Source organism: Streptomyces sp. SCSIO 75703 (genome assembly GCF_036607905.1).
In the GTDB taxonomy this organism is placed as follows: Bacteria; Actinomycetota; Actinomycetes; order Streptomycetales; family Streptomycetaceae; genus Streptomyces.
Genome location: NZ_CP144555.1, coordinates 4,182,924 through 4,208,835, shown reverse-complemented (window position 1 = coordinate 4,208,835; position 25,912 = coordinate 4,182,924). Strand labels below are relative to the sequence as shown.

The window sequence follows — 25,912 nt, the reverse complement described above, 5'->3', positions numbered from 1 at the left end:
CTGCCGTGGCCGTCCGCAGGAAGATCGCACGTCCGGGTGGTTAGCATGACTGAGTTGATGCCCAACCGACGGACGGGGGCCTGCACGACCATGGAACACGGCTCCCCGGGGTCTCCCACGGCTCCTTCCCCGGCGCCCTCCGGCGCCCTGCGGGGGCGGATCGGCCGGCTGGTCGCCGAGGTCGCCAAGTTCGGCGCGGTCGGCGGCGCGGGCGTCCTGGTCAACCTCCTCGTCTTCAACTTCGTCCGGCACGTCAGCGACCTGCCCGTGGTGCGGGCGAGCGTCATCGCCACCATCGTGGCGATCGTCTTCAACTACCTGGGCTTCCGGTACTTCACCTACCGGGACCGCGAGAAGGGTCACCGCACCCGGGAGATGTCGCTGTTCCTGCTGTTCAGCGTGGTCGGCCTGGTGATCGAGAACGGCGTGCTGTACACGGCGACCTACGGCTTCGGCTGGGACACCCCGCTGCAGAGCAACATCTTCAAGTTCCTCGGCATCGGTCTCGGCACCCTCTTCCGCTTCTGGTCGTACCGGACCTGGGTGTTCCGGGCGCTGCCCTCCCCCGAGGCGGCGGCGCGGACCGCGGCGGAGCGGGGGCGCGCGACCGCGCTGCACCCCCAGCCCAGCGCCCGCGCGGCCCGTCCCGCCGGGGCCACCGGCCTGGGCGCGAGCCGCCGGCCGTAGCACCGGCCCGCGGACCCGCCGCGGGCGGCGTGGACCGGCCGCTCAGCGGACCGTGGTGCCCGTCGGGGCCTTCTTCGGCGGGGAGGTGCGGGACAGGAACAGGCCGAAGACCGGCGGCCGGGGCTGGAGGAGTTCCAGCCGTCCGCCGTCCGCCTCGGCCAGGTCCCGGGCGACGGCCAGGCCGATGCCGGTGGAGTTGCGCCCGCTGATGGTCCGCTCGAAGATCCGCGCCCCCAGGTCCGCGGGGACGCCGGGCCCCTCGTCGGCGACCTCGATCACGGCCTGGTTGCCCGTGACCCGGGTGCGCAGCGCCACCGTGCCGCCCCCGTGCATGAGGGAGTTCTCGATCAGCGCGGCGAGCACCTGGGCCACCGCGCCGGGCGTGCCGACCGCCGTCAGGTGCCGTTTGCCGGAGGTGACGATGGCCCGCCCGGCGCTGCGGTAGGCGGGGCGCCACTCGGCGATCTGCTGCTGGATCACGTCGTCCAGGTCGAAGGAGACGGCGGAGCCGCTGCGCGGGTCGCGGGCGTTGGTGAGCAGCCGCTCCACCACGTCCGTGAGGCGTTCCACCTGGGTCAGGGCGATGGTGGCCTCCTCCTTCACCGTCTCCGGGTCGTCGGTGAGGGTGATCTCCTCCAGCCGCATGGACAGCGCGGTCAGCGGGGTGCGGAGCTGGTGCGAGGCGTCGGCGGCCAGGCGCCGCTCGGCGGTGAGCATGCGGGCGATGCGTTCGGCGGAGGCGTCCAGCACGTCCGCGACCCGGTCCAGCTCGGGGACGCCGTAGCGCTTGTGGCGCGGACGGGGGTCGCCGGAGCCGAGGCGTTCGGCGGTCTCGGCGAGGTCGGTGAGCGGGGAGGCGAGCCGGCCGGCCTGGCGCAGCGCCAGCAGCACCGCGGCGATCACCGCGAGCAGCGCCACCAGGCCGATGATCAGCAGGGTCCGGCCGACCTCCCGGGTCACCGAGGACCGCGGTTCCTCGACGAGGACGGTCTCGCCCTCCTCCCCCACCGCCTTGCCGCGCAGGACCTCGCCGGAGGGCCGCTCGCCGACCTCGATGACCGGCCGGCCGGGGATGCGGATCACGGCGTAGCGGTCGCGGGAGACCTGTTCGCTCAGGATCTCGGCGTCGACGGTGCCGGAGCCGAGCAGCCGGCTGTCCACGATGCCGGCCAGCCGCACCGCCTCCAGGTCCACCCGTTCCTGGGCGGTGCTGGTGATGGTGCGGGCCTCCACGATGACGAGGGAGACGCCGAAGACGGCGATCACCACGAGCACCACGGCGAGCGTGGACTGGATCAGTCGGCGGCGCATGACCTCTCAAACCCGTTCGTGCCCGTGCCGCCCCCGCCCCGGTGCCCGGCGAGGGGCGGCCCGGCTCAGCTCTTCTCGAAGCGGAAGCCCACGCCGCGCACCGTGGCGATGTAGCGGGGGTTCGCCGCGTCGTCGCCCAGCTTCTTGCGCAGCCAGGAGATGTGCATGTCGAGGGTCTTGGTCGAGGACCACCAGGTGGTGTCCCAGACCTCCCGCATGAGCTGGTCGCGGGTGACGACCCGGCCGGCGTCGCGCACGAGCACGCGCAGCAGGTCGAACTCCTTCGCGGTGAGCTGGAGCTCCTCGTCGCCCATCCAGGCCCGGTGCGACTCGACGTCGATGCGCACGCCGTGCGTGGCGGGCGGCTGCTGGGGCTCGGCGGCGCCGCGCCGCAGCAGGGCCCGGACCCGGGCGAGCAGCTCGGCGAGGCGGAAGGGCTTGGTGACGTAGTCGTCGGCGCCCGCGTCCAGGCCGACCACGGTGTCCACCTCGTCGGCGCGGGCGGTCAGGATGAGGATCGGCACGGTGTGGCCCTCGGAGCGCAGCCGGCGCGCGACCTCCAGCCCGTCCATGCCGGGCAGCCCCAGGTCGAGCACGACCAGGTCGACACCGCCCTGCATCCCGGCGTCCAGCGCGGCGGGTCCGTCCTCACGCACCTCGACCTCGTACCCTTCCCGGCGCAGTGCGCGGGCCAGCGGCTCCGAGATGGACGCGTCGTCCTCGGCGAGCAGTACACGGGTCATGGGCTGATGGTAGTCCGCCCGGCAGGGGCCCAGGGGGCCGATCACGGCGCGGACGACCCGTCTCCCGACACCTGGGGAGACCTGGTGAAACCTCCTGACATCGGGGGACATGGCGGGGCGCGGCCCGGCGGGCCGGACGGTCGCGCGCGCACGAGGGCCCCCGGGCCGGGACCTGCGGGTCTGGGGTGAGACCCTGGAACGGACCTTCGAAAGGTCGAGCGCGGTTCCGATTGCTCCTGTGATCCGCGTCTCAATCCCTTCCATACCGGGCGGTGTCCTGCCGTATGGTGAATCAGCGCCTGTAGCACCCAATGACCTTTGGCATCTGTTCGACGCTGAAGGTCTCTTTTGTGTGCGGGCCGGCTCCGGCCGGCCTTGAAAGGAATGACCTGTGGCCGGGCTCCGGCGCGCGCAGCACGCGTGCCGGAGCGTGGATCCCGGTGGTCTCCGTCCGCCGTCCCGCGATCCGGGGCGCGATCCCTCAGGCGTGGGATCGGACGGGACGACCGCCGGTGCCGGCTCCCCCCACCGGGCGCGCATCGCCTCATGAGCGCGTCCCGACCAGCAAGGAACGACATGGCGTCCAGCCTGACGAAGGACTCGGTCCAGCCGGGCACACCCGGCTCCGAGAAGACCTTCTTCGGCCACCCCCGCGGACTGGCCACTCTCTTCATGACCGAGATGTGGGAGCGTTTCTCCTACTACGGCATGAGGGCCCTCCTGCCGCTGTACCTGGTCGCCCCGGGCGGCCTGCACATGAGCGCCGCCACGGCCACCGCGATCTACTCGGTGTACGTGTCGCTGGTGTACCTGCTCGCCATGCCGGGCGGCTGGTTCGGCGACCGTGTGTGGGGCCCCCGCAAGACCGTCGCCATCGCCGGCGGCATCATCATGCTCGGCCACCTGACGCTGGCCCTGCCCGCGTCCGGCACCTTCTTCGCCGGGCTCGGCCTGGTGGCGATCGGCTCGGGCCTGCTCAAGGCCAACATCTCCACGATGGTCGGCCAGCTCTACCACGGCCCCGACGACGCGCGCCGCGACGGTGGCTTCACCGTCTTCTACATGGGCATCAACCTGGGCGCCTTCGCGGCGCCGCTGGTGATCGGCACCGTCGGCGAGAGCGTCAACTGGCACCTGGGCTTCGCCCTGGCCGCGGTCGGCATGGGTCTGGGCGTGGTCCAGTTCCTGCTGGGCAGCCGCCACCTGGACCCGCGTTCCAGCGTCGTGCCGAAGCCGCTGTCCGCCCAGGAGAAGGTGTCGACGCTGCGCAAGGCCGCCTTCTGGGCCGCCCTCGCCGTCGTCTTCTACGCGATCGTCGGCTTCAGCGGCCACTACACGCTGAAGTGGATCCTGGTCCCGCTGACCCTGCTCGGTGTGATCATCCCGGTGATGGTGCTGGCGCGCATCAAGCGCGACAAGGAACTGGACCGCTCCGAGCAGTCCAAGATGTCCGCGTACATCTGGTTCTTCGTGGCCGCCGCGGTCTTCTGGATGATCTACGACCAGGGCGGCTCGACGCTGTCGATCTTCGCCGACTCCTCGGCCGAGAACAGCGTCCTGGGCTGGAACTTCCCGGTCTCCTGGTACCAGTCGATCAACCCGGTGCTGATCATGTCGCTGGCCCCGGTCTTCGCCTGGGTCTGGCTGGCGCTGAACCGGCGCGGCAAGGAGCCGAGCACGATCGTGAAGTTCGCCTCCGGCCTGGTGCTGGTCGGCGTCTCCTTCTTCCTCTTCCTGGCCCCGCTGAGCATCGCGGGCGACGGCCACAAGGCCGCGGCGATGTGGCTGGTGGCGATCTACTTCGTCCAGACCTGTGGTGAGCTGCTGCTCTCCCCGGTCGGCCTGTCGGTGACGACGAAGATGGCGCCGGCGAAGTACGCCTCGCAGATGATGGGCGTCTGGTTCCTGGCCGTCACCGCGGGCGACGCCACGACCGGCCTGCTGTCCCTCTTCGGGGTCGACCTGGACAGGACCGGCATCGTCGGCATGGAGGCCACGCTCGCCGTGGTCGCCGGACTCGCGGTGTGGGTGTACCGCAAGCGGGTCAAGGAGCTGATGGGCGACATCCGCTGAGCCCTGCCGGCCCGGACGGCACGACGGAGGGCCACCGCTTCCCCTGGGGAGGCGGTGGCCCTCCGGTCGTTTCCGCGTGCGGTGCGCCGGGGGTGGACGTGCCGGGGCGAGTGCGCCGAGAGTCGCGCCGGTGCGGGGGACGCCGGGGGCGCACGCCGGTGCGGGGTGCGTCGGGGCGGGGTGCGTCGGGGGCCCGGGGGTACCGCCCCGCGTCTCCAGCGCCGGAGGGGCCGGCGGGCTACGCCGGTGCGCCCAGTTCCGCCCAGACGCGTTTGCCGGCGACGCCCGGGGTGCGGACGACGCCCCAGTCCAGGCAGAGGCGCTGCACGATGAACATGCCGTGGCCGCCGGGGCGTCCCGCGCGGTGCGGGGTGCGCGGGGCCGGCTGGCCCGTACCGCGGTCGGAGACCTCCAGCCGGATCACCTTGCGGTCGCAGGTGATCCACAGCTCGTCCGGCCCCTCGGCGTGCAGGCAGGCGTTGGTGACCAGCTCGGAGACGACGAGGAGCACGTCCTCGGCGGCGGCGCGCTGGTCCGCGGTGGCGGAGGGCAGCCAGCCCCACGCGTGCAGGGCCTGGCGGGTGAAGTCGCGGGCCAGCGGCACGACGCCGCTCTGCCCGTCGAAGCTCAGTCTGCGGACCTGCCGGCCCGGGCCGGTACCGGCCGGCCGCGCGCCGTCCGCCCGGGGCGCTCCGCCCGGGGCCGGCTGCGCCGCCACGGGCCCACCGGGCCCCGCGGACAGGTGTGTACCGGACATCTGCGCGCCCCCCTCGGACTTCCCCGTCCCGGACACGCCCCCCTCGGACGCCCCGGAAGCGCCGCCGGGCTCCGGACCGCGGTCGCCCGGCGAGTAGGGCCGGGTGGTGCTCATCAGCGCTTCACCTCACCGATCCACCGAATTCACATTCCACCGTCGTGCACACTCAGTCGCGCCGGCCGGAGGTACCCAGAGGTTCTCCTGCCCGACCCGCCACGGGGAACACCCCCGTCTTCGACGCGAAAGGGCGGACGCGGCGGCACCACCGTCCCCGAAGGCCCACGCGTACCCGCGCCGATCCGTTCACGGACCGGCTCAGCCGGTCTCGCCCGGCAGGGCGTCCGCCAGCGTGTCGTGCAGGGTGAAGACCGCCTCGGCCCCCGTGATCTCGAACACGCGGGCCACCACGGGCTGCATGCCCACGAGATGGACGCCGCCCCCCGCCGCCTCCGCCTTCAACCGCGCGCCGAGCAGGACGTTGAGTCCCGTGGAGTCACAGAACTCCAGGCGCGAGCAGTCGACGACGAGCCGGCTGAACCCCTTGGCGACACACTCCTCCAGCGGCTCCCGCAGCAGATCTGCGGTGTGGTGATCCAGCTCACCCGCCGGAGTCACGACGGCGCTGGAGCCCTCTTCCCGCACCTCCACCAGAAGCCGGCCCGACTGTGCGCTGCCGACCGTCCCGCGGTCCATGCCGTCTCTCTCTCCCGACCTCGTGAGTGCCTTGCCGATGCCCTCGAACACTACGCCTTCCGACCGCCCGACGACACCTGACAAACGCACATAACCGGACATACGTACACAGAACACACTTGCGGTGGGCTCGGTAAACCCGGTAACCCTAGAGGAACACGTACCCGACACGGCCGGCTTTGGAGGCGCCGCACACCGCAGTGCACATCCTTGGCTTCGGCAGCCTTATGCCGAGAACGATGGAGGACATCATGTCACCCCGGCTCGACGGATCGCCTACCCACAAAGCGACGTCGACACCCCCTCCGGAACATCTGGAACCCATCGCGCATCTCGACGCGGTCGTCGACCCCGACGACGCCCTCGCGGGGCTTCCGGACATCCCCGCTTACGACGAGGTCGCTCCGGCGGACGCACGGGCCCTGTCCAAGACCCTCTTCGAGCGGCTGGAGTCGCTGGAGGAAGGCACCCACGAATACGCCTACGTACGCAACACGCTCGTCGAGCTGAACCTCGCGCTGGTCAAGTTCGCCGCCTCCCGCTTCCGCTCGCGCAGCGAGCCCATGGAGGACATCATCCAGGTCGGCACGATCGGCCTGATCAAGGCGATCGACCGCTTCGAACTGTCCCGGGGCGTCGAGTTCCCCACGTTCGCCATGCCGACCATCATCGGCGAGATCAAGCGCTTCTTCCGCGACACGTCGTGGTCCGTGCGCGTACCGCGGCGGCTCCAGGAACTCCGTCTCGACCTGGCCAAGGCCGGGGACGAGCTGGCCCAGCGGCTGGACCGCGCGCCCACGGTGAGCGAACTCGCCGAGCACCTCGGCCTCTCGCGCGACGAGGTCGTCGAGGGCATGGCGGCGTCCAACGCCTACACCGCCTCCTCCCTCGACGCCCAGCCCGAGGAGGACGACGCCGAGGGCGCGCTCGCCGACCGGATCGGCTACGAGGACCACGGCCTCGAAGGCATCGAGTACGTCGAGTCGTTGAAGCCCCTGATCGCCGAACTGCCGCCCCGGGACCGGAAGATCCTCTCCCTCCGGTTCGTCGCGGGCATGACCCAGTCCGAGATCGGCGACGAACTCGGCATCTCCCAGATGCACGTGTCCCGGCTGCTGTCGCGGACGCTGGTACGGCTGCGCAAGGGGTTGACGGTCGAGGAGTGACCGTCACGGAGTGACCCCGCCACGGGGGCGGTCCCACGAGGGACCGCCCCCGCGCGCGTTCCGGCCCGCGCGGGGCCCGTCGCCGCTCCGGCTCACACCACCCGCACGCCGCGCCGCCACACCCCGGTGACGAGCGGCACGCCCGGCCGGTAGGCCAGGTGCACGTGGCTCGGCGCGTCCAGCAGGACCAGGTCCGCGTACGCGCCCGGGACCAGGCGCCCCACGTCGTCCCGGCGCAGGGCCGCCGCGCCGCCCGCGGTGGCCGACCAGACCGCCTCGTCCGGCGTCATCCCCATGTCCCGTACCGCGAGCGCGACGCAGAAGGGCACGGACGAGGTGAACGAGGAGCCCGGGTTGCAGTCCGTCGACAGCGCCACCGTCGCGCCCGCGTCGAGCAGCCGCCGGGCGTCGGGCCAGGGGGCGCGGGTGGAGAACTCGGCGCCCGGCAGCAGGGTCGCCACCGTGCCGCCGTGCGCGAGGGCGTCGACGTCGGCGTCGGTGAGGTGGGTGCAGTGGTCGGCGCTGGCCGCGTCGAGTTCGACGGCGAGCTGGACGCCGGGCCCGTGGGTGAGCTGGTTGGCGTGGACGCGCGGGCGCAGGCCCCGTTCCCGGCCGGCGGTGAGGATGGCGCGCGCCTGGTCGCCGTCGAAGGCGCCGCGTTCGCAGAAGACGTCGATCCAGCCGGCGTGCGGGGCGCAGGCGTCCAGCATCTCGCCGGTGACCAGGGCGACGTAGCCGGCGGGGTCGTCGGCGTACTCGGGGGCGACGATGTGGGCGCCGAGGTAGGTGACCTCGTCGGTGTGGTGGGCGGCGATGCGCAGGGCGCGGGCCTCGTCGTCGACGGTCAGCCCGTAGCCGGACTTGGTCTCCAGGGTCGTGGTGCCCTGGCGCAGCGCCTCCCGCAGGTGCCGCACGAGGGTCGCCTCCAGTTCGGCGTCGGTGGCGGCGCGGGTGGCGGCGACGGTGGTGCGGATGCCGCCGGCGCTGTAGGGGCGGCCGGACATGCGGGCGTTGAACTCCTCGGTGCGGTCGCCCGCGAAGACCAGGTGGGAGTGGCTGTCGACGAAGCCGGGCAGGACCGCCCGGCCGCCCGCGTCGACCCGGTTGTCGGTGGCGGGTGCTTTCCTGGTCTCACCGGTCCACACGACGCGGTCGCCGTCGATGACGACGGCCGCGTCGCGGACCAGTCCGAGGGGGTCGCCGTCACGGAGGGAGGGGTCGTTGGTGACCAGCGCGGCGATGTGGGTGATGGCGGTGCTGCTGCTCATGGCGTCCTCGTCGGCGTCGCGGGGGGCGGGGGCGGGGGCGGGCGGCGGGGGCGCCCGGGGGACGGCGGGCCGGGGCGTCAGGCGTGCAGGGCGCCCACGGCCCGCGCCAGTTCGCGGGGCACGTCGGGGACGAGGGTGTGCGCCCCGTCGCGCACCACGTGCCGGCCGCCCACCACCGTGTGCCGGACGTCGGCGGCCGTGGCCGCGAATACGGCCGTCTCGGCGCCCAGCCGTGGCGGCGGCCCGGCCGTTCTGACCGAGTCCAGGGCGAGGGTGGTGAGGTCGGCCGGGGCGCCGGTCCCGATGCGCCCCGCCTCGGGCCAGCCGAGCGCGGCGTGTCCGTCGGCGGTGGCGGCTCGCAGCAGGGCGGCGGCCGTCCAGTGCCCGCGGGTACGGGTGCGCAGGCGCTCGTTCAGCTCCATCGCGCGGGCCTCTTCGAGCAGGTCGACGACGGCGTGGCTGTCGGAGCCGAGGGAGAGCGGCGAGCCGGCCCGCTGGAGGGCGACGGCCGGCCCGATGCCGTCGGCGAGGTCCCGTTCGGTGGTGGGGCACATGCAGGTGCCAGTGGTGCTGCCACCGAGCAGGGCGATGTCCTCGTCGGTGAGGTGGGTGGCGTGGACGGCGGTGGTGCGCGGTCCCAGCACGCCGTGGTCGGCGAGGAGCCGGGCGGGGGTGCGTCCGTGGGCCTCGCGGCAGGCGTCGTTCTCGGCGGGCTGCTCGGAGAGGTGGACGTGGAGCGGAGCCTGCCGTTCCTCCGCCCACCGCGCCACGGTCGCCATCTGGTCGGCGGGCACGGCCCGTACGGAGTGGAGGGCGGCGCCGATCCGCGCGTGGTCCCGCTCCCGGAGGAGCGCGCAGCGTTCCGCCCAGGCATCGGCGGTGCCGTCGGAGAAGCGGAGCTGGTGGGGGTCGGGGCCGCGCCCGAAACCGGCCGCGAGGTAGCAGGTGTCGAGGAGGGTGATGCGGATGCCGGCCTCGGCGGCGGCCTCGATCAGGGCCTCGCCCATGGCGTTGGGGTCGGCGTAGCGGGCGCCGCCGGGGGCGTGGTGGACGTAGTGGAACTCGCCGACGGCGGTGATGCCGGCCAGCGCCATCTCGGCGTAGGCGGCGCGGGCGAGCGAGAAGTAGCTGTCCGGGGTGAGCTTGTCCGCGACGGCGTACATGACGTCGCGCCAGGCCCAGAAGGAGTCCGGCGCCCGCTCGGCGCCCGCGGCGTTCGTCTCCCCCGGGCGCGCGGGTGCTCCCCCGCCGGAGCCGGTCTGGACGATGCCGCGCAGCGCCCGGTGGAAGGCGTGGGAGTGGGCGTTCGCCAGTCCGGGCAGGGTCAGTCCGCGCAGGGGCTCGGCGCCGGGCGGCGGGGCGGGCACGCCGGTGCGGACGGAGGCGACGCGTCCGTCCCGTACGTCCACGGCGACGCCCGGCTCGACGTGGGTGCCGAGCCAGGCGTGCTCCAGCCAGTACGTGCGCGGGGTGGGGTTCACGTGCGGGCCAGTCCTTCCAGTACGTCGGCGAGCGCGGCGACCCCGGCCAGGCAGTCGTCCTCGGCGGCGAACTCGGCCGGGGAGTGGGAGACGCCGGTGGGGTTGCGCACGAACAGCATGGCGGTCGGGACGCGTCCGGAGAGGATTCCGGCGTCGTGTCCGGCGCCGGTGCCGAGGACGGGCACGGGCGCGTCGGCCGTCGCGCCCAGGATGCGGGCGAGTTCGTCGCGCAGGGCGTGGTCGAACTCGACGACGGGGCTGAAGGACTCGCGGACGACGTCGAGGTCGACGCCGTGCGCGGCGGCGTGTTCGCGGGCGGCCTTCTCGACGCCGGCGACCACGGTGTCCAGGCTCTCCTGGTCGGCGGCGCGGGAGTCGAGCCAGCCGCGTACGAGGGAGGGGACGGCGTTGACGGCGTTCGGCTCGACGGCGATCTTGCCGAAGGTGGCGAGGGCGCCGGCGAGCCGGGCCTCGCGGCGGGCGGCGAGGACGGTCTCGGCGTAGGGCTGCATCGGGTCGCGGCGGTCGTCGAGGCGGGTGGTGCCGGCGTGGTTGGCCTCGCCGCGGAAGTCGAACCGCCAGCGGCCGTGCGGCCAGATCGCGGAGGCGATACCGACCCGGTCGCCGGACAGGTCCAGGGCGCGGCCCTGCTCGACGTGGAGTTCGACGAAGGCGCCGATGCGGGCGAGGCGTTCGGGGTCGGGGCCGAGGGTGTCCGGGTCGTGGCCGGCGGCCTCCATGGCGCGCGGGAGGGTGATGCCGTCGGCGTCGGTCAGGCGGTGGGCCTGTTCGGCGGTGAGCGCTCCGGCGCTCAGGCGGGAGCCGACGCAGGCGAGGCCGAAACGGGCGCCCTCCTCGTCGCCGAAGTTGACGATGCCGAGCGGCCGGGTGAGCCGGACGCCCCGGGCGCGGAGTTCGTCGAGGGCGGCGAAGGCGGAGACGACCCCGAGGGGCCCGTCGAAGGCGCCGCCGTCGGGGACGGAGTCCAGGTGGGAGCCGGTGACGACGGCGTTCCCGGCGGCCGGGTCGCCGAGCCAGGCCCACTGGTTGCCGTTGCGGTCGGTCTCGTAGGCGAGGCCGCGGTCCTCGGCCTGCCGCCGGAACCAGGCCCGGCAGTCGGCGTCGGCGGCGGTCCAGGCGAAGCGGTGGTAGCCGCCGGAGGCGGGGCTGCGGCCGATGGGCAGCAGCTCCGCCCACATGCTGTGGAAGCTCACGCGCCGTCACCCTCGCGCGCGCCGCCGCCCTCACGCATCGGCACCCGCACGCCCCGCTCGTCGGCGACGGCCTCGGCGCTCTCGTAACCGGCGTCGACGTGGCGGATGACGCCCATGCCGGGGTCGTTGGTGAGCACCCGGCGGATCTTCTCCCCGGCGAGCGGGGTGCCGTCGGCGACGGTGACCTGTCCGGCGTGCAGCGAGCGGCCCATGCCGACGCCGCCGCCGTGGTGGATCGAGACCCAGGAGGCGCCGGAGGCCACGTTGACCATGGCGTTGAGCAGCGGCCAGTCGGCGATGGCGTCGGAGCCGTCGCGCATGGCCTCGGTCTCGCGGTAGGGGGAGGCGACGGAGCCGCAGTCGAGGTGGTCGCGGCCGATGACGACGGGGGCGGCCAGCTCACCGCTCGCGACCATGTCGTTGAAGCGTTCGCCGGCCTTGTCGCGTTCGCCGTAGCCGAGCCAGCAGATGCGGGCGGGCAGGCCCTGGAAGTGGACGCGTTCGCCGGCGAGCCTGATCCAGCGGGCCAGCGACTCGTTCTCGGGGAAGAGGTCGAGGATCGCGCGGTCGGTCCTGGCGATGTCGGCGGGGTCGCCGGAGAGGGCGGCCCAGCGGAAGGGGCCCTTGCCCTCGCAGAAGAGGGGGCGGATGTAGGCGGGGACGAAGCCGGGGAAGGCGAAGGCGCGGTCGTACCCGGCGAGCCGGGCCTCGCCGCGGATCGAGTTGCCGTAGTCGAAGACCTCGGCACCGGCGTCCTGGAAGCCGACCATGGCCTCGACGTGGCGGGCCATGGACTCGCGGGCGCGGGTGGTGAAGCCGGCCGGGTCCTTGGCGGCGGCGTCGGCCATGTCCTCGAAGGCGATGCCGGTGGGCAGGTAGGCGAGCGGGTCGTGGGCCGAGGTCTGGTCGGTGACGATGTCGACGGGGGCGCCCATGGCGAGCAGGCGCGGCACCGCGTCGGCGGCGTTGCCGAGGACGCCGATGGACAGCGGGGCGCGCCGGTCGCGGGCCTCGGTGGCGAGGTGGAGAGCGTGGTCGAGGGAGTCGGCGCGGACGTCGAGGTAGCGGTGCTCGATGCGCCGGTCGATGGCGCGCGGGTCGCAGTCGACGCAGATGACGACGCCGTCGTTCATGGTGACGGCGAGGGGCTGGGCGCCGCCCATGCCGCCGAGCCCGGCGGTGAGGGTGATGGTGCCGGCGAGGGTCCCGCCGAAGCGCTTGGCGGCGACGGCGGCGAAGGTCTCGTAGGTGCCCTGGAGGATGCCCTGGGTGCCGATGTAGATCCAGGAGCCGGCGGTCATCTGCCCGTACATGGTCAGGCCCAGGGCCTCCAGGCGGCGGAACTCCTCCCAGGTGGCCCAGTCGCCGACGAGGTTGGAGTTGGCGATCAGCACGCGCGGGGCCCACTCGTGGGTCTGCATGACGCCGACCGGGCGGCCGGACTGGACGAGCATCGTCTCGTCCTGCCCGAGCCCCTCCAGGGTGCGGACCATGGCGTCGAAGGAGCGCCAGTCGCGGGCCGCCTTGCCGGTGCCGCCGTAGACGACGAGCCGGTCGGGGTGTTCGGCGACCTCGGGGTCGAGGTTGTTCCGCAGCATCCGCAGCGCGGCCTCCTGCGGCCAGCCCCGGGCGGTGCGCAGGGTGCCGCGGGGCGCCCTGACGGGGCGGGCCTCGGATGGGCGGGGTCCGGACATGGTCTGCCTCCTGGTGGCTCGCTCCCGGCGACTGTTACTGCGGATATTCACATCCTGTCCCGCTGAATATGGCTAGTCAATACACGGTGTGGGCCCGCGGCGGCGCGTCGCGGATGTTTGGCTGGATACGGGGCAGGGAGCCGCGGGGAAGCGGAGATCCGCGGCGACGGGACGGAGGAGCGCGTGAGCGAGGGCACGGACGGGTACGAGGGTTGCGGCCAGGAGCGGGCCGCCCGGCGGGACCGGGCGGTGCGGGCGGCCGTGGAGCAGGGGCTGCTCGGGCCCGGCGAGCCGCTGGTGGCGCTGCTCGACGTGACCGGCATCCGCGCGTCGGCGGCGGCGCTGCGCTCGGCGTTCGCGGCGGTGACGGCACCGGGGACGCCGGTGCTGCACGCCTTCGCGGTGAAGGCGACCCCCCTGGTGCCGGTGCTGCGGCTGCTGCACGAGGAGGGCATCGGCGCGGAGGTGGCGAGCGCGGGCGAGCTGGCGCTGGCCCGCGCCGCGGGGGTGCCGGCGGCGCGGACCGTGCTGGACTCGCCGGCCAAGACCCCCGGGGAGCTGCGCGAGGCGCTGGCCCTGGGCGTCGCCGTCAACGCGGACAATCCGCAGGAGCTGGCCCGGCTCGACGCGCTGCTCGCCGCGGGCCGGACCTCCTCCCCGCTCGGTGTCCGGGTGAACCCGCAGGTCGGCGGCGGCGCCATCGAGGCGCTGTCGACGGCGACCGCGACCTCGAAGTTCGGGGTGGCGCTCCGGGACGAGGGGGCCCGGGAGTGGGTGGTGCGGGCGTATCTGGACCGGCCCTGGCTGACCCGGCTGCACGCGCACACCGGCTCGCAGGGCGTACCGCTCACGCTGATGGCCCAGGGGGTGGCCGCCGTCCACGCCCTCGCCGAGGAGATCAACGCGCGGGCCGGGCGGCGGCAGGTCGACACCCTCGACATCGGCGGCGGACTGCCGGTGAACTTCGCCTCGGAGGAGACCGCGCCGAGCCACGCGGAGTACGCGCGGGTGCTGCGGGAGGCGGTGCCGGGGCTCTTCGACGGACGCTACGGGCTGGTCACCGAGTTCGGCAGGTCGCTGCTGGCCAAGCACGGCACGATGCTGGCGCGGGTGGAGTACGCCAAGAGCGCCGGGGGGCGCCCGGTCGCGGTGACGCACGCGGGCGTGCAGGTGGCGACGCGCACGGTCTACGCGCCGGACGCGTGGCCGCTGCGGATCGCCGCGTACGACGCCGGGGGCCGTCCGAAGGCGGGGCCCGAGGTGGTGCAGGACGTGGCCGGACCGGCGTGCTTCGCCGGGGACCTCCTGGCGACGGGCCGCGCGCTGCCGTTGCTGGAGCAGGGGGACCACGCGGCCGTGCTGGACACGGGCGCGTACTACTTCGCCCACCACTACGCGTACAACTCCCTCGCCCGGCCCGCCGTCCACGGCTTCCTGCCGGACGGCCGCGGCGGGATCTCGTTCGTCACGGTCCGGGAGGCCCAGTCGGTGGCCGACATCGTGGCGGAGTCGGGCGGGGCCCACGCGGACGCCCTGGTGGGACGGGGCTGAGGGGCCGGCGGCGCCCGGGGCGCCCGGCCCGACGGCGCGGGGCGGGCACTCCGGACGCGCGGCCGTCGGCTCAGGCCGGGGCCGCCGCCTTGCGGCGGGCGCCGCCCGGGGCCGCGTCGCCGGCCGCGATACCGGTGCCGCGGTAGGAGCCGACCGCGGGGCCGGCCGGACGGCCGCCCCGGGCGAGCCAGTCGACGCGCACCCACAACAGGACCCCGTCGGCCTCCTCACGCCGTCCGATCCAGGCCGACTTGAGCCACAGGCCGACGGCGCAGCCGGCCATCAGCAGCCCCGCGGCGGCCGGGACGGCGAAGGAGGCGCCGACGGCGGCGAGGAAGGCGAGCAGCAGCCACCAGCGGTGGCCCCGGCGCCAGTTGCGCAGGGTCACGGCCCGGTCCTGGAGCACGTCGTACCGCCCCGCGCGGGTGGCCGAGCCGGCCAGCGCCGCGTACCGCCCGCGCCGTACCGCCGCCACCGCGGGCACCGCGATCACGAACAGCGCGGCGCCCGCCAGGACGCCGATCCGGCGTCCCGTCAGCCCCGGCACCAGCGCCCCGACGCCCGCCGCGAGCAGCCCCAGCCACCACAGCGGTGCCGCCCCCGCCCGTACGACGACGGCGACCCGGGCCAGTCCCCGTCCTCCACCCTGTCCTGCGCGCGCCACGTCGGCCTCCTGTCCCTGTTGTCCGAAGCGAACGTCCGAGGGTCTGTCAGCGTAGGCACGGTAGCGGGAGAAGGTGAGACGCGTCTGAGAGAAACCCGCCCGCCGGAGCCCGCGCCCGTCACTCCACGAACAGCCCCCGGGCCGCGGCCCGCGCGTCGAACTCCTCCAGCCGCGCCTGGGCCTGCGGGAGGTCGTCGCACATCGCCTCCAGCAGCACCCGGCCGAGCAGCATCGGCGCGCAGGCGGTGTCGAAGGCGAGCCCGGTGCCGACGGCGGCGGGCAGCAGCAGGTCGGACGCCTTGGCGACGGGCGCGAAGGCCGAGTCGGCGACGGTGACGACGGTGAGCCCGGCCGCCCGCGCGTGGACGAGGGCGTCCAGGACCTCGCGGGGGTGCCGGGGCAGGGCGAAGCAGAGCAGGGCGCTCGCGCCGGCCCGGACGGCGGCGTCGATGCGGTCGTGGAGCATGGTGCCGCCCTCGTTGAGGAGCCGCACGTCCGGGTGGACCTTGGCCGCGAAGTAGGCGAAGCCGTGCGCCTGCGCGGCGGCGGCCCGCAGCCCGAGCACCGGCAGGGGGCGGCTGGCGGCGAGGGTGCGCCCGGCCTCCTGTACGGGGGCGGGGTCGGCGAGAGCCTCGGCGAGGTGCCGCAGGTTCTCGATCTCGGCGGCGACGGCCTGCTGGTACTCGTTGTGCCCGGTGTCCCGCGGGGCGGGTTCGGCCGAGGGCACCACCTCGCGCAGGTGGCGGCGGAGCGCGGGGTAGCCGTCGAAGCCGAGGGCGACGGCGAAGCGGGTGACGGAGGGCTGGCTGACCCCGGCGACCTCGGCCAGCTCGACGCTGGAGAGGAAGGGCACCTCGGCGGCGCGGCGCACCATGCTGTGCGCGATGCGCCGCTGGGTCGGCGTGAGCCGGTGCCCCTCGAAGAGCGTCTGCAGCCGCGCGGCCGGGCTGTCGCTCCCGCTCATCCCCTGCTCCCCCTCGTGCCTATTCACGTACCCCGTTTCCTGCATACCGTTATACAGCGCGCCACCGGCCCCCGGTACGGGAGCGGCGGGTACCGGACGGTGACCCGCTCCCCGGGGGCTTCCCGGGGCCCACCCGGCGTCCCCCCGGGCGGAGACGGGGGTTAGCACCAGTGTTCCGGGGCGGCCCGGTCCCTAGCGTGGGGGCATGACGGGAATGGACGCGCGGGACGCCGATCTGAAGAAGGACCTCGACGCCACTCTGCGGGCCCGCAGGGAGCTGGGCGAGGAGTACGACTCCGCGCTGGTCGACTCGTTCCTGGAGAAGGTCGACCAGCGCATCGACATCGCGGTGGACCGGCGGGTGCGGCGCCAGCTCGCCGAGCAGCAGGTGACGGCGGTGCGGGGCGCGCGGTCGCCGCGGCCCACGGACTCCTGGGGCGAGCGCTTCGGCTTCGCCATCGTGTCGCTGGTGCTCGCCATGCCGCTGTCCGCGATCGGCGGCGGGATCGCCAGGCTGCCGGGGCTCCTGGTGGTGTGGATCGGCATCGTCGGGGTCAATCTGATCCAGGCCGCGCGGAGCACGCCCGAGCTGTTCCACCGCCGTCCGGGCCGCGACGACCGCCGCGAGGACGGCTGGAAGGACTGACCGGGAGAGGGACCGCCGGCCCGGGAGGGACCACGGGCCCGACAGGGGCCGCACGTACGGGAGGGGCCACGGGCCCGACAGGGGCCGCACGCCCGGGAGGGACCGGGGCCCAGGGAACCGGGGCGCGCGGGGACCGGCGCGCCCCCGGCCGGGTGGCCGGGGGCCGGGACGACGGCGGCCCCCGCGCGGGACGCGGCGCCCCGGTCCGAGCGGCGGGGGCCCCGCGTCCTGTGGCGTCCGTGGAGGTCCGGGAGCCGCTCCGGAAGGTCCCCGACGCCGTGCGGTGCCGGCCGGACGGGGGCACTCCTCCTGCTCCGCACCCGAAGGGCACCCCGCCCGCCGACGTCTCCCACTGTGCCGGTCGCTTGTTAAGCCCGTGCTGCGGGCACGTGACGCGCGCGTACCGCTTCCGCGAAGTCCGCGAAGATCACCGCCCGGCACGCCGGCCGGTGCCGGGGCGGGACACTCCGGCACCGGCCGGGACGTCCGTACCGCCCCCGGCCCGGCTCCCCGCCCGCACCGTCCCCGGGCGCGGTGGACGGGTGGTCCGCCCGGCGCCCGGGGACGACGTCACTTGCCGCCCTTGGCGAGGAAGGCGAGCAGGTCCTGGCGGCTGACCACGCCGGTCGGCTTGCCCTCGACGAGGACGATCGCCGCGTCCGCGCCGCCGAGCACCGACATCAGGTCCTCGACCGGTTCGCCGGAGCCGACCTGCGGCAGCGGGGCCGACATGTGCTTCTCCAGCGGGTCGTCCAGCGAGGCGCGCCGGGTGAACAGGGCGTCCAGCAGCTCCCGCTCCACGACCGAGCCGACGACCTCGGCGGCCATCACGTCCGGGTGGCCGGCGCCCGGCTTGACGATCGGCATCTGCGAGACGCCGTACTCGCGCAGCACCTCGATGGCCTCGCCGACGGTCTCCTCGGGGTGCATGTGGACCAGGGAGGGGATGGAGCCTCCCTCCTTGTGGTCGAGGACGTCGGCGACGCGGGCGCTGGGTCCGGTGTCGTCCAGGAAGCCGTAGTCAGCCATCCACTCGTCGTTGAAGATCTTGCTGAGGTAGCCGCGCCCGCTGTCCGGCAGCAGCACGACCACCACGTCGTCCTCGCCGAGCCGCTCGGCCACGCGCAGCGCCGCGACGACGGCCATGCCGCAGGAGCCGCCCACCAGGAGGCCCTCCTCCTTGGCGAGGCGCCGCGTCATCTGGAAGGAGTCCTTGTCGGAGACGGGGACGATCTCGTCGGCGACGTCACGGTCGTACGCCGTCGGCCAGAAGTCCTCGCCGACGCCCTCGACCAGGTAGGGCCGGCCGGAGCCGCCGGAGTAGACCGAGCCCTCGGGGTCGGCGCCGATCACGCGGACCCGGCCCTCGCTGGCATCCTTCAGGTAGCGGCCGGTGCCGGAGATGGTGCCGCCGGTGCCGACGCCCGCCACGAAGTGGGTGATCTTGCCCTCGGTCTGCTCCCACAGTTCGGGGCCGGTCGAGTGGTAGTGGGAGAGCGGGTTGTTCGGGTTGGAGTACTGGTCCGGCTTCCAGGCGCCCGGCGTCTCGCGCATCAGCCGGTCGGAGACGTTGTAGTACGAGTCGGGGTGGTCGGGGTCGACCGCGGTCGGGCAGACGACCACCTCGGCACCGTAGGCGCGCAGTACGTTGATCTTGTCCGTGGACACCTTGTCCGGGCAGACGAAGACGCACTTGTAGCCCTTCTGCTGGGCCACGATCGCCAGGCCCACGCCCGTGTTGCCGCTGGTCGGCTCGACGATGGTGCCGCCCGGCTTCAGCTCCCCGCTCTTCTCGGCGGCCTCGATCATGCGCAGGGCGATGCGGTCCTTGACCGAGCCGCCGGGATTGAAGTACTCCACCTTGGCCAGGACGGTGGCCTTGATGCCCTTGGTGACGCTGTTGAGCCGTACCAGCGGGGTGTTGCCGACGAGGCTGATCATCGAGTCGTGGAATTGCACCGTTGTCTCCGGATGCTGCAAAAGGTGTGGTCGTAGTGGTTCCGCCACCCTATGGCCTGCCGCCCCGGGGGCGCCCCGGGGCGCCGTTCACCCCCTGTGGAGATTGGACGACGGTCCGTACGGGGCAAGCAGTGGATGTACGGCTTGGAGGAGGTGGCGGCGAGGCATGACGAGCATGTCGAGGGCGAGGGTGGCCCGGCGGATCGCGGCGGGCGCGGCCTACGGCGGCGGCGGGATCGGGCTGGCCGGCGCGGCCGCGGTCGGTCTGCTGCTGGCGGAGGTGCAGCTCGCGCGGCGCCGGGTGGGCATCGGCACGCCCGACCGGGTGCCGAACGCGCAGGGGCTGTACGGCGGGGCGCTGCCGGCGCCGGGAGGGCTGCCCCTGCGGCTGGTGATGCTCGGCGACTCCACGGCCGCCGGGCAGGGCGTGCACCGCGTCGGCCAGACGCCGGGCGCGCTGCTGGCCTCGGGGCTCGCGGCGGTGGCCGAACGGCCGGTGGAGCTGCGCTCTGCGGCGGTGCCGGGGGCGCGGTCGGACGACCTGGACCGGCAGGTGGGCGAGGTGCTGGCGGACCCGGGGCGGGTGCCGGACATCTGCGTGATCATGATCGGGGCCAACGACGTGACCCACCGCATGCCGGCCACGCGCTCGGTCCGGCACCTGTCGTCGGCGGTGCGGCGGCTGCGCACGGCCGGGGCGGAGGTGGTCGTCGGGACCTGCCCCGACCTGGGCACCATCGAGCCGGTGCCGCAGCCGCTGCGCTGGCTGGCCCGGCGGGCCTCGCGGCAACTGGCGGCGGCGCAGACCATCGGCACGGTGGAGCAGGGCGGCCGCACGGTGTCGCTGGGCGATCTGCTCGGCCCCGAGTTCGCGCAGAACCCGCGCGAGCTGTTCGGCCCCGACAACTACCACCCCTCCGCCGAGGGGTACGCCACCGCGGCGATGGCGGTGCTGCCCTCGGTCTGCGCGGCGCTCGGGCTGTGGCCGGCCGAGGAGGAGCGGCCGGACGCCGCCCGCCGCGAGGGCTTCCTGCCGGTGGCCCGTGCGGCGGCGGAGGCCGCCTCGGAGGCGGGTACGGAGGTCGCGGCGGCGATGCCGTCCGGGCCCCGGGGCCCGTGGGCCCTCCTCAAGCGCCGGCGCCGCCGCCGTGTCCCGGAGGCGGAACCGGCCTCGTCCACCCAGCCGACCTGACGCCCGTGCCGCCCGGCCCGGCCGCGTGCCCGCGCCGGGCGCCGGGCGGGCCGACGGCGGGCGCCGGGGGCACGCGGCGGGGCCAGGTGCCGCCGGCGCTCCCCCGGGCCCAGGCGGCCCCGGGCGCGGCGGCCCCGGGCGCGGCGGCCAGGGGGCCGCACCGTCTCCCCGGCCCAGCCGCCGACAGGAAAAAGCAAGCGCTTAGAAAGCTGCGGCCGAAGTCACACCCCCACCGGCGTGACCCGGCCCATACCTCCGGGTAACTTCCCAACCGTCCGCCCGTTTCCCCGTACGTACGCCACTGGAGCCGTGATGCCCGAAGCCGTGATCGTCTCTGCCGCCCGCTCCCCCATCGGCCGCGCTTTCAAGGGCTCCCTGAAGGACCTGCGGCCCGACGACCTGGCCGCCACGATCATCCAGGCCGCCCTCGCCAAGGTCCCCGAGCTGGACCCGCGGGACATCGACGACCTGATGCTCGGCTGCGGCCTGCCCGGCGGCGAGCAGGGCAACAACCTGGGCCGGATCGTCGCCGTGCAGATGGGCATGGACCACCTGCCCGGCTGCACCATCACCCGGTACTGCTCCTCGTCCCTCCAGACCTCCCGCATGGCGCTGCACGCCATCAAGGCCGGGGAGGGCGACGTCTTCGTCTCGGCCGGCGTCGAGACGGTCTCCCGGTTCGCCAAGGGCAACTCGGACAGCCTGCCGGACACCCGCAACCCGCTGTTCGCCGAGGCGGAGGCCCGCACCGCGGCCGTCGCGGCGCAGGAGGGCACGACCTGGCACGACCCGCGCGAGGACGGCCTGCTGCCCGACCCCTACATCGCGATGGGCCAGACCGCGGAGAACCTGGCCCGCTGGAAGGGCGTCACCCGGCAGGAGATGGACGAGTTCGGCGTCCGCTCGCAGAACCTCGCCGAGGAGGCCCTCGAGAACGGCTTCTGGGAGCGGGAGATCACCCCGGTGACCCTGCCCGACGGCACGGTCGTCGCCAAGGACGACGGCCCCCGCGCCGGCGTCACCCTGGAGGGCGTGGCCGGGCTCAAGCCCGTCTTCCGCCCCGACGGCCTGGTCACCGCCGGCAACTGCTGCCCGCTGAACGACGGCGCCGCAGCCCTCGTCGTCATGAGCGACACCAAGGCCCGCGAGCTGGGCCTGACCCCGCTCGCGCGCATCGTCTCCACGGGCGTCTCCGCCCTGTCCCCCGAGGTCATGGGCCTCGGCCCGGTGGAGGCGTCCCGGCAGGCGCTGCGGCGGGCCGGGCTGACCATGGACGACATCGACCTGGTGGAGATCAACGAGGCGTTCGCCGCCCAGGTCGTCCCGTCCTACCGGGAACTGGGCATCCCGCTGGAGAAGCTGAACGTCAACGGCGGCGCCATCGCCGTCGGCCACCCCTTCGGCATGACCGGCGCCCGCATCACCGGCACGCTGATCAACTCGCTCCAGTGGCACGACAAGCAGTTCGGCCTGGAGACCATGTGCGTCGGCGGCGGCCAGGGCATGGCGATGGTCATCGAGCGCCTGAGCTGACCCGGACACGGGACCCTCGGTGCCGGCCGCCGCACCGAGGGTGACGAACGGCCCGGAATCCTGCCGCCGGCGGGTTCCGGGCCGTTCCGTGACCCAATCTCCCCCAGGATGTGACCTATCTCCCCCTCGGGGCCGTCACCGCAGGTCAGAGCCGTTGAGCCCGCCCCTTCCGGGCCCAAAGTCCTGTCCGTTTCGTGACGTTACGCACTGACAGAAGGTTAGTCCGCCCTTCAAGCTGATGTAGGAAGTCGGGGGTCGACTTTGAACCGGGAGTATGTCAGTGAGCGCCATATCGATCGCCCTGCTGCTCACCACGGCCGCCACCGGCGCCGTGGGCGTCGCCGTCCTGCGTGCCGTACTGGTGCTGCGCCGCCAGGTGGCGGCCCTGCACGCCGAGCTGACCGAGAGCAGGACAGCCGACGCGCGGGGCCGCGTCCCCGCCGCCCGCACCACCGCGGACACCGACGAGATCCGTGCCGCCGTCGCCGCCGCGCTCGCCGAGGAACGGGAGCGCGAGCTGGCCGAGGCGCGCGCGTTCTGGGCCGCGCAGGAGGCGCGCGACGCCGCCGACGCCCCGCTGCTGCTGGGCCTGTCCGACAGCGAGCTGTTCCTGCCCCGGCAGGCGGACCTCGCCGGCCTGGAGCCGGTGGTCGAGCCGGGGCCCGGCTTCGACGAGGCTCCGGGGGACGCCGTGCAGGAGGACGCCCCGAAGGAGTCGGCGGAGCTGGCCGCGGCCCGGCGCCGGCACCCCTCGCACCCGGATTTCGTGCCCAACCCCTCGCCGGTCGTCGACGATCACGAGCAGACCGTCGACACGCTGGAGGAACTGGCCGCGGCCGAGGTGCCCCTGACGGACGTGCGCCCCGGTCCGCTCGGCACGCTCGACGTGTACGTCTTCGCCGACGGCACCACGCTGTGCATGACGCCCGGCCACCGCGAGACCTCCGAGCGCCTGGCCGACGCGCTCGACGCGGGCGCGGCCCCGTACCTGCTGGGCGGGTCGGGCGTCTCCGGCGCCTACACGCTGACCTTCGCCTGCGGCGAGGAGAACGTCTACATCCTGGCCGACCGGGTCATCGCGTCCCTGTAATCCCGGGGGCCCTGTAGTCCCGGGGGCCTGTAGTCCCGGGGGCCTGTAGTGGCGGGCCCCACCGCCCCCGCGTCCGCGCGGTCCGGCGGGGCAGGCGGCGGCCGGCGCGTACGGCAGACTCCCCCGGACGCGCTCGACCCGGTGTCAGACCCCGGCCCGCCCACGGGCCTCGCGGACCAGCTCCGCGGCCTCCGCCACCTGGCCCTCGTCCTCCAGGACGAGGGCCAGATCGTGTGCGGCGACGGCGATCTGGTCGGCCGCCGCGAACATCCCCGCGTCCGGCATCTCCCGCGGCCGGGCGCCCGGTTCCTCCACGCGCTGGGCCCGCCGGGCCAACTCCCGGGCCAGTTCCAGCGCCTCGGCGGCGGCCCCGCGTTGCAGCCGGCTCTGCGGGGCGGCCCGCAGGCGGTCGGCGAAGTCGTCCACGGCACGGGTCAAAGGCGTCGTATCCACCACGGCGCGAGCGTACGCGGCCCCGCGCCGCCGGTGCCAGCGCGCCCCGGCTCCGGGCGCCGTCCCGGGGCGGGCGCGGCGGGCCGGGCGACGACGAGGGCCCCGGACCGTACCCGGTCCGGGGCCCTTCGGGCGCGGCGTGTGCCGGCGACGGTGTCAGTCGCTGCTGTTGAGGATCGAGATGAGCCGCAGGAACTCCATGTAGATCCAGACCAGCGTCAGCGTGAGGCCGAAGGCGGCGAGCCATGCCTCCTCGCGCGGGGCGCCGTAGGCGATGCCGTCCTCGACCTGCTTGAAGTCCAGGGCGAGGAAGCAGGCGCCGAGCAGGATGCCGACGATGCCGAAGACGATGCCGAGCGTGCCGCTGCGGAAGCCGAGGCCGTCCCCGCCGCCGAAGACGGCGAACAGCATGTTCACCATCATGAGCAGGACGAAGCCGAGCGCGGCGGCCATCACGAAGCCGTAGAAACGGCGGTTGACGCGGATCCAGCCGGCCTTGTAGGCGATCAGCACGCCGACGAAGACCGCCATGGTGCCGATGACGGCCTGCATGGCCGCGCCGCTGGCGATGTGGGTGTCCACGATGTTGGACACCACGCCGAGGAACACGCCCTCGAACGCCGCGTACGACAGGATCAGCGCGGGCGACGCCTTGCGCTTGAAGGACTGGACGAACGCCAGCACCATGCCGATGACGGCCGCACCGATGCCGATGCCGTAGGCGCGGCCGATGTTGGCCTCGTCCACGGGCAGCAGCGCCCACGCGAGCGCGGCGGTGACGATCAGCAGGCCGAGCGTGCTCGCCGTGCGGACGACGACGTCGTCCATCGTCATCCGGCCGGTGGCCGCGGGCGCCTGCGGCGGCGCGCCGTGCTGCAGGTCCTGCTGCGCGTACGGGTTCTGCGCGTAGGGGTTGCCGGCCGGCTGGGCGTACGGGTTGCCCTGCGCGTACGGGTTGCCCTGCGTGGCGACGGCGGGACCCCCGGCCTGCGGCGCGGCGTTGAAGCCCGCGTAGCCGTTGTCGCGGCTGAACCCCCGTCGCGAGAAGACCGGGTTTCTGCTCCTCATTTCACTCCTCCATGGCCACACTGCGCAGCCTTGGCTCAAGAGTAATAGAACGGCAAAGGATAGACCCTACTGCCTGCGGAGGATCTTTCCCTCACCCTGCCGGGCAACACGCTACGCGGAACGGTGATTCCCCTCACGGCCGGGGGGAGGGGCGCCCGCCCCCGGCCGGGCGTGTTCAGCCGATCGGGAAGCCGGTGTAGGACTCGGCGAGGTCGGTCTCGGCGGCGCGGGAGGCGGTGACGCGCTCCAGCCGGGCGAGCTGGAGACGCAGGTCGAAGCCGCCGGCCTCCGGGGCGGGGTGCAGCATGGTCGTCATGTCGTACGAGAACCGCTCGGCCTGCCAGACGCGGCGCAGGCAGGTGGCGGAGTAGGCGTCGAGCAGTTCGTCCGACCCGGTGGCCTCACGGTGCGTCAGGGCACGGGCGAAGGTGACGACGTCGCCGACGGCGAGGTTGAGGCCCTTGGCGCCGGTGGGCGGCACGATGTGGGCCGCGTCACCCGCGAGGAAGAGGCGGCCGTGGCGCATCGGCTCGTGGACGTAGGAGCGCATCGGCGTGACGGACTTCTGGGTGATCGGGCCCCGCTCCAGCGTCCAGCCGTCGGCGGTCTCGAAGCGGCGGTCCAGCTCGTCCCAGATCCGCTCGTCGCTCCAGTCCGCGGCGTCGGTGCCGTCGGGCACCTGGAGGTAGAGGCGGGAGACGGACGGGGAGCGCATGGACAGCAGGGCGAAGCCGCGGTCGTGCCGGGCGTAGACCAGCTCGTCGTGCGAGGGGGCGACGTCGGCGAGGATGCCGAGCCACCCGAAGGGGTACGTCCGCTCGAAGGTGCGGCTCAGCTCCGCCGGGAACGCCCGGCGGGCGACGCCCCAGAAGCCGTCGCAGCCGACGACGTAGTCGCATTCGAGGACGTCCTCCACCCCCTCGTGCCGGAAGCGGATCCGGGGGCGGTCGGTCTCGGCGCCCTCGACGGCGAGCGCCTCGGCCTCGAAGAGCAGCGGGCCGCCGTCCTTGAGCTGGAGGGCGATGAGGTCCTTGCAGACCTCGGTCTGGGCGTAGACCATCACGGACTTGCCGCCGGTGAGGGCGGGGAAGTCGACGCGATGGCGCCGCTTGTCGAAGCGCAGCTCGATGCCGTCGTGGCGCAGCCCCTCGCGGTCCATCCGCTCTCCGGCGCCGGCCTCGCGGAGCACGTCCACGGTGCCCTGCTCCAGGATGCCCGCGCGCTGGCGGCGTTCGACGTAGTCGCGGTCGCGGCTCTCCAGGACGACCGAGTCGATCCCCGCGTTGTGGAGCAGCCGGGCGAGGAGGAGCCCGGCGGGGCCGGCTCCGATGATGCCGACGGTGGTGCGCATCGGTCGTTCCTTTCGGTGGGCGTCGTTGCCGTCACGCCGGGGGGCGTCGCCCCGCGTTGTTCGCGTAGTGAAGTTTCCTTCACCAACTGTTCGACGTGAGTCTCGGCCCCTTCGGCGCGCCTGTCAACGGTTCGCGGCATATCGCCCCCTACACCCGCCCGCGACGGGACGCCCGGGGAGGGGGAGAGGAGGGGGCGAGGGAGGGGCGGGCGGAGAACACCGGGGTCCGAGAGGGGGCGGCGGTGGGCCGCGCCGGCGTTCCGCTGAAGGGGGTGCGGCGTTCCGCTGTCGTTCCCGCCGGCCTGTCCCCCTGAAGGCGGTGGTGCCCGGAGCCGGACGTGAACCCTTTCGGGT

General features: G+C 74.1%; 22 protein-coding genes. 8 read left to right on the top strand and 14 right to left on the bottom strand.

Features of this window, described 5'->3' with window-relative positions:
- Positions 1-90: 90 nt before the first annotated feature.
- Positions 91-687 carry a GtrA family protein gene (locus tag VM636_RS18530; protein ID WP_051821577.1) on the top strand — a complete coding sequence of 199 codons (597 nt, stop codon included), beginning with the start codon at positions 91-93 and terminating at the stop codon, positions 685-687.
- Between the two features lie 42 nt (positions 688-729).
- On the opposite strand, the gene VM636_RS18525 is transcribed toward VM636_RS18530, so the two are convergent.
- Both VM636_RS18525 and VM636_RS18520 read right to left on the bottom strand, forming a co-directional pair.
- Positions 730-1,998, bottom strand: a complete 1,269-nt coding sequence (locus VM636_RS18525; RefSeq protein ID WP_030423068.1) for an ATP-binding protein — start codon at positions 1,996-1,998, stop codon at positions 730-732.
- 65 nt (positions 1,999-2,063) lie between these two features.
- The gene (locus VM636_RS18520; protein ID WP_030423067.1) at positions 2,064-2,741 is read right to left on the bottom strand and encodes a response regulator transcription factor; all 678 of its coding nucleotides are present in this window, start codon (positions 2,739-2,741) and stop codon (positions 2,064-2,066) included.
- Between the two features lie 576 nt (positions 2,742-3,317).
- Here VM636_RS18520 and VM636_RS18515 point away from each other — a divergent pair.
- Positions 3,318-4,814 (top strand): oligopeptide:H+ symporter, encoded by a 1,497-nt coding sequence (locus VM636_RS18515; protein WP_338485181.1) that lies wholly within the window; start codon positions 3,318-3,320, stop codon positions 4,812-4,814.
- 238 nt (positions 4,815-5,052) lie between these two features.
- Here the strand turns inward: VM636_RS18515 and VM636_RS18510 are convergent, their stop codons facing one another.
- Positions 5,053-5,685 carry an ATP-binding protein gene (locus VM636_RS18510; RefSeq protein ID WP_030423065.1) on the bottom strand — a complete coding sequence of 211 codons (633 nt, stop codon included), beginning with the start codon at positions 5,683-5,685 and terminating at the stop codon, positions 5,053-5,055.
- A 201-nt stretch (positions 5,686-5,886) separates the two neighbouring features.
- Positions 5,887-6,264: an STAS domain-containing protein gene (locus VM636_RS18505; protein ID WP_030423064.1), complete on the bottom strand. Its 378-nt coding sequence runs from the start codon at positions 6,262-6,264 to the stop codon at positions 5,887-5,889.
- A gap of 239 nt (positions 6,265-6,503) precedes the next feature.
- On the opposite strand from VM636_RS18505, the gene VM636_RS18500 reads away from it, so the two are divergent.
- Entirely contained in the window at positions 6,504-7,430 is a 927-nt protein-coding gene (locus VM636_RS18500) for an RNA polymerase sigma factor SigF (protein WP_030423063.1), read from the top strand.
- Positions 7,431-7,522: 92 nt separating this feature from the next.
- Here VM636_RS18500 and hutI read toward each other — a convergent pair whose 3' ends face one another.
- From hutI to hutU, 4 genes are all read right to left on the bottom strand, one after another.
- A complete protein-coding gene (gene hutI, locus VM636_RS18495) occupies positions 7,523-8,698 on the bottom strand; it encodes an imidazolonepropionase (RefSeq protein WP_030423062.1) in 1,176 nt (391 codons plus the stop codon).
- A gap of 77 nt (positions 8,699-8,775) precedes the next feature.
- On the bottom strand, positions 8,776-10,179 hold the full coding sequence (locus tag VM636_RS18490) for a formimidoylglutamate deiminase (protein ID WP_338485180.1): 1,404 nt from the start codon (positions 10,177-10,179) through the stop codon (positions 8,776-8,778).
- The gene (locus tag VM636_RS18485; protein ID WP_338485179.1) at positions 10,176-11,393 is read right to left on the bottom strand and encodes an allantoate amidohydrolase; all 1,218 of its coding nucleotides are present in this window, start codon (positions 11,391-11,393) and stop codon (positions 10,176-10,178) included. Before VM636_RS18485 ends, VM636_RS18490 begins: the two co-directional genes overlap by 4 nt.
- Positions 11,390-13,087, bottom strand: coding sequence for a urocanate hydratase (gene hutU / locus VM636_RS18480; protein ID WP_030422143.1), 1,698 nt, complete (start codon positions 13,085-13,087; stop codon positions 11,390-11,392). The genes VM636_RS18485 and hutU overlap by 4 nt, the downstream gene beginning before the upstream one ends.
- A gap of 183 nt (positions 13,088-13,270) precedes the next feature.
- Here hutU and VM636_RS18475 point away from each other — a divergent pair, with 183 nt between their 5' ends.
- Positions 13,271-14,638: a diaminopimelate decarboxylase gene (locus VM636_RS18475; RefSeq protein WP_030422144.1), complete on the top strand. Its 1,368-nt coding sequence runs from the start codon at positions 13,271-13,273 to the stop codon at positions 14,636-14,638.
- 70 nt (positions 14,639-14,708) lie between these two features.
- Here the strand turns inward: VM636_RS18475 and VM636_RS18470 are convergent, their stop codons facing one another.
- Together VM636_RS18470 and VM636_RS18465 are read right to left on the bottom strand one after the other, a co-directional pair.
- Positions 14,709-15,302 (bottom strand): hypothetical protein, encoded by a 594-nt coding sequence (locus VM636_RS18470; RefSeq protein WP_030422145.1) that lies wholly within the window; start codon positions 15,300-15,302, stop codon positions 14,709-14,711.
- A gap of 118 nt (positions 15,303-15,420) precedes the next feature.
- Positions 15,421-16,266 carry a MurR/RpiR family transcriptional regulator gene (locus VM636_RS18465; protein WP_030422146.1) on the bottom strand — a complete coding sequence of 282 codons (846 nt, stop codon included), beginning with the start codon at positions 16,264-16,266 and terminating at the stop codon, positions 15,421-15,423.
- Positions 16,267-16,471: 205 nt separating this feature from the next.
- On the opposite strand from VM636_RS18465, the gene VM636_RS18460 reads away from it, so the two are divergent.
- Positions 16,472-16,912 carry a hypothetical protein gene (locus tag VM636_RS18460; protein WP_078856150.1) on the top strand — a complete coding sequence of 147 codons (441 nt, stop codon included), beginning with the start codon at positions 16,472-16,474 and terminating at the stop codon, positions 16,910-16,912.
- 570 nt (positions 16,913-17,482) lie between these two features.
- Here the strand turns inward: VM636_RS18460 and VM636_RS18455 are convergent.
- Positions 17,483-18,871 (bottom strand): cystathionine beta-synthase, encoded by a 1,389-nt coding sequence (locus VM636_RS18455; protein WP_053914169.1) that lies wholly within the window; start codon positions 18,869-18,871, stop codon positions 17,483-17,485.
- A 166-nt stretch (positions 18,872-19,037) separates the two neighbouring features.
- Here VM636_RS18455 and VM636_RS18450 point away from each other — a divergent pair, with 166 nt between their 5' ends.
- The 3 genes from VM636_RS18450 (at position 19,038) to VM636_RS18440 (ending at position 22,686) form a co-directional block, all read left to right on the top strand.
- Positions 19,038-20,063 carry an SGNH/GDSL hydrolase family protein gene (locus VM636_RS18450; protein ID WP_030422149.1) on the top strand — a complete coding sequence of 342 codons (1,026 nt, stop codon included), beginning with the start codon at positions 19,038-19,040 and terminating at the stop codon, positions 20,061-20,063.
- A 312-nt stretch (positions 20,064-20,375) separates the two neighbouring features.
- Positions 20,376-21,596, top strand: a complete 1,221-nt coding sequence (locus VM636_RS18445; protein ID WP_030422150.1) for an acetyl-CoA C-acetyltransferase — start codon at positions 20,376-20,378, stop codon at positions 21,594-21,596.
- A 280-nt stretch (positions 21,597-21,876) separates the two neighbouring features.
- Entirely contained in the window at positions 21,877-22,686 is an 810-nt protein-coding gene (locus tag VM636_RS18440; protein ID WP_030422151.1) for a hypothetical protein, read from the top strand.
- A gap of 144 nt (positions 22,687-22,830) precedes the next feature.
- Here VM636_RS18440 and VM636_RS18435 read toward each other — a convergent pair whose 3' ends face one another.
- From VM636_RS18435 to VM636_RS18425, 3 genes are all read right to left on the bottom strand, one after another.
- Positions 22,831-23,142, bottom strand: a complete 312-nt coding sequence (locus VM636_RS18435) for a hypothetical protein (protein ID WP_199809433.1) — start codon at positions 23,140-23,142, stop codon at positions 22,831-22,833.
- A 153-nt stretch (positions 23,143-23,295) separates the two neighbouring features.
- Entirely contained in the window at positions 23,296-24,207 is a 912-nt protein-coding gene (locus VM636_RS18430) for a Bax inhibitor-1/YccA family protein (RefSeq protein WP_030422153.1), read from the bottom strand.
- 175 nt (positions 24,208-24,382) lie between these two features.
- Complete coding sequence (locus tag VM636_RS18425; RefSeq protein WP_030422154.1) at positions 24,383-25,558, bottom strand: 4-hydroxybenzoate 3-monooxygenase; 1,176 nt, start codon at positions 25,556-25,558, stop codon at positions 24,383-24,385.
- Positions 25,559-25,912 lie beyond the last annotated feature (354 nt).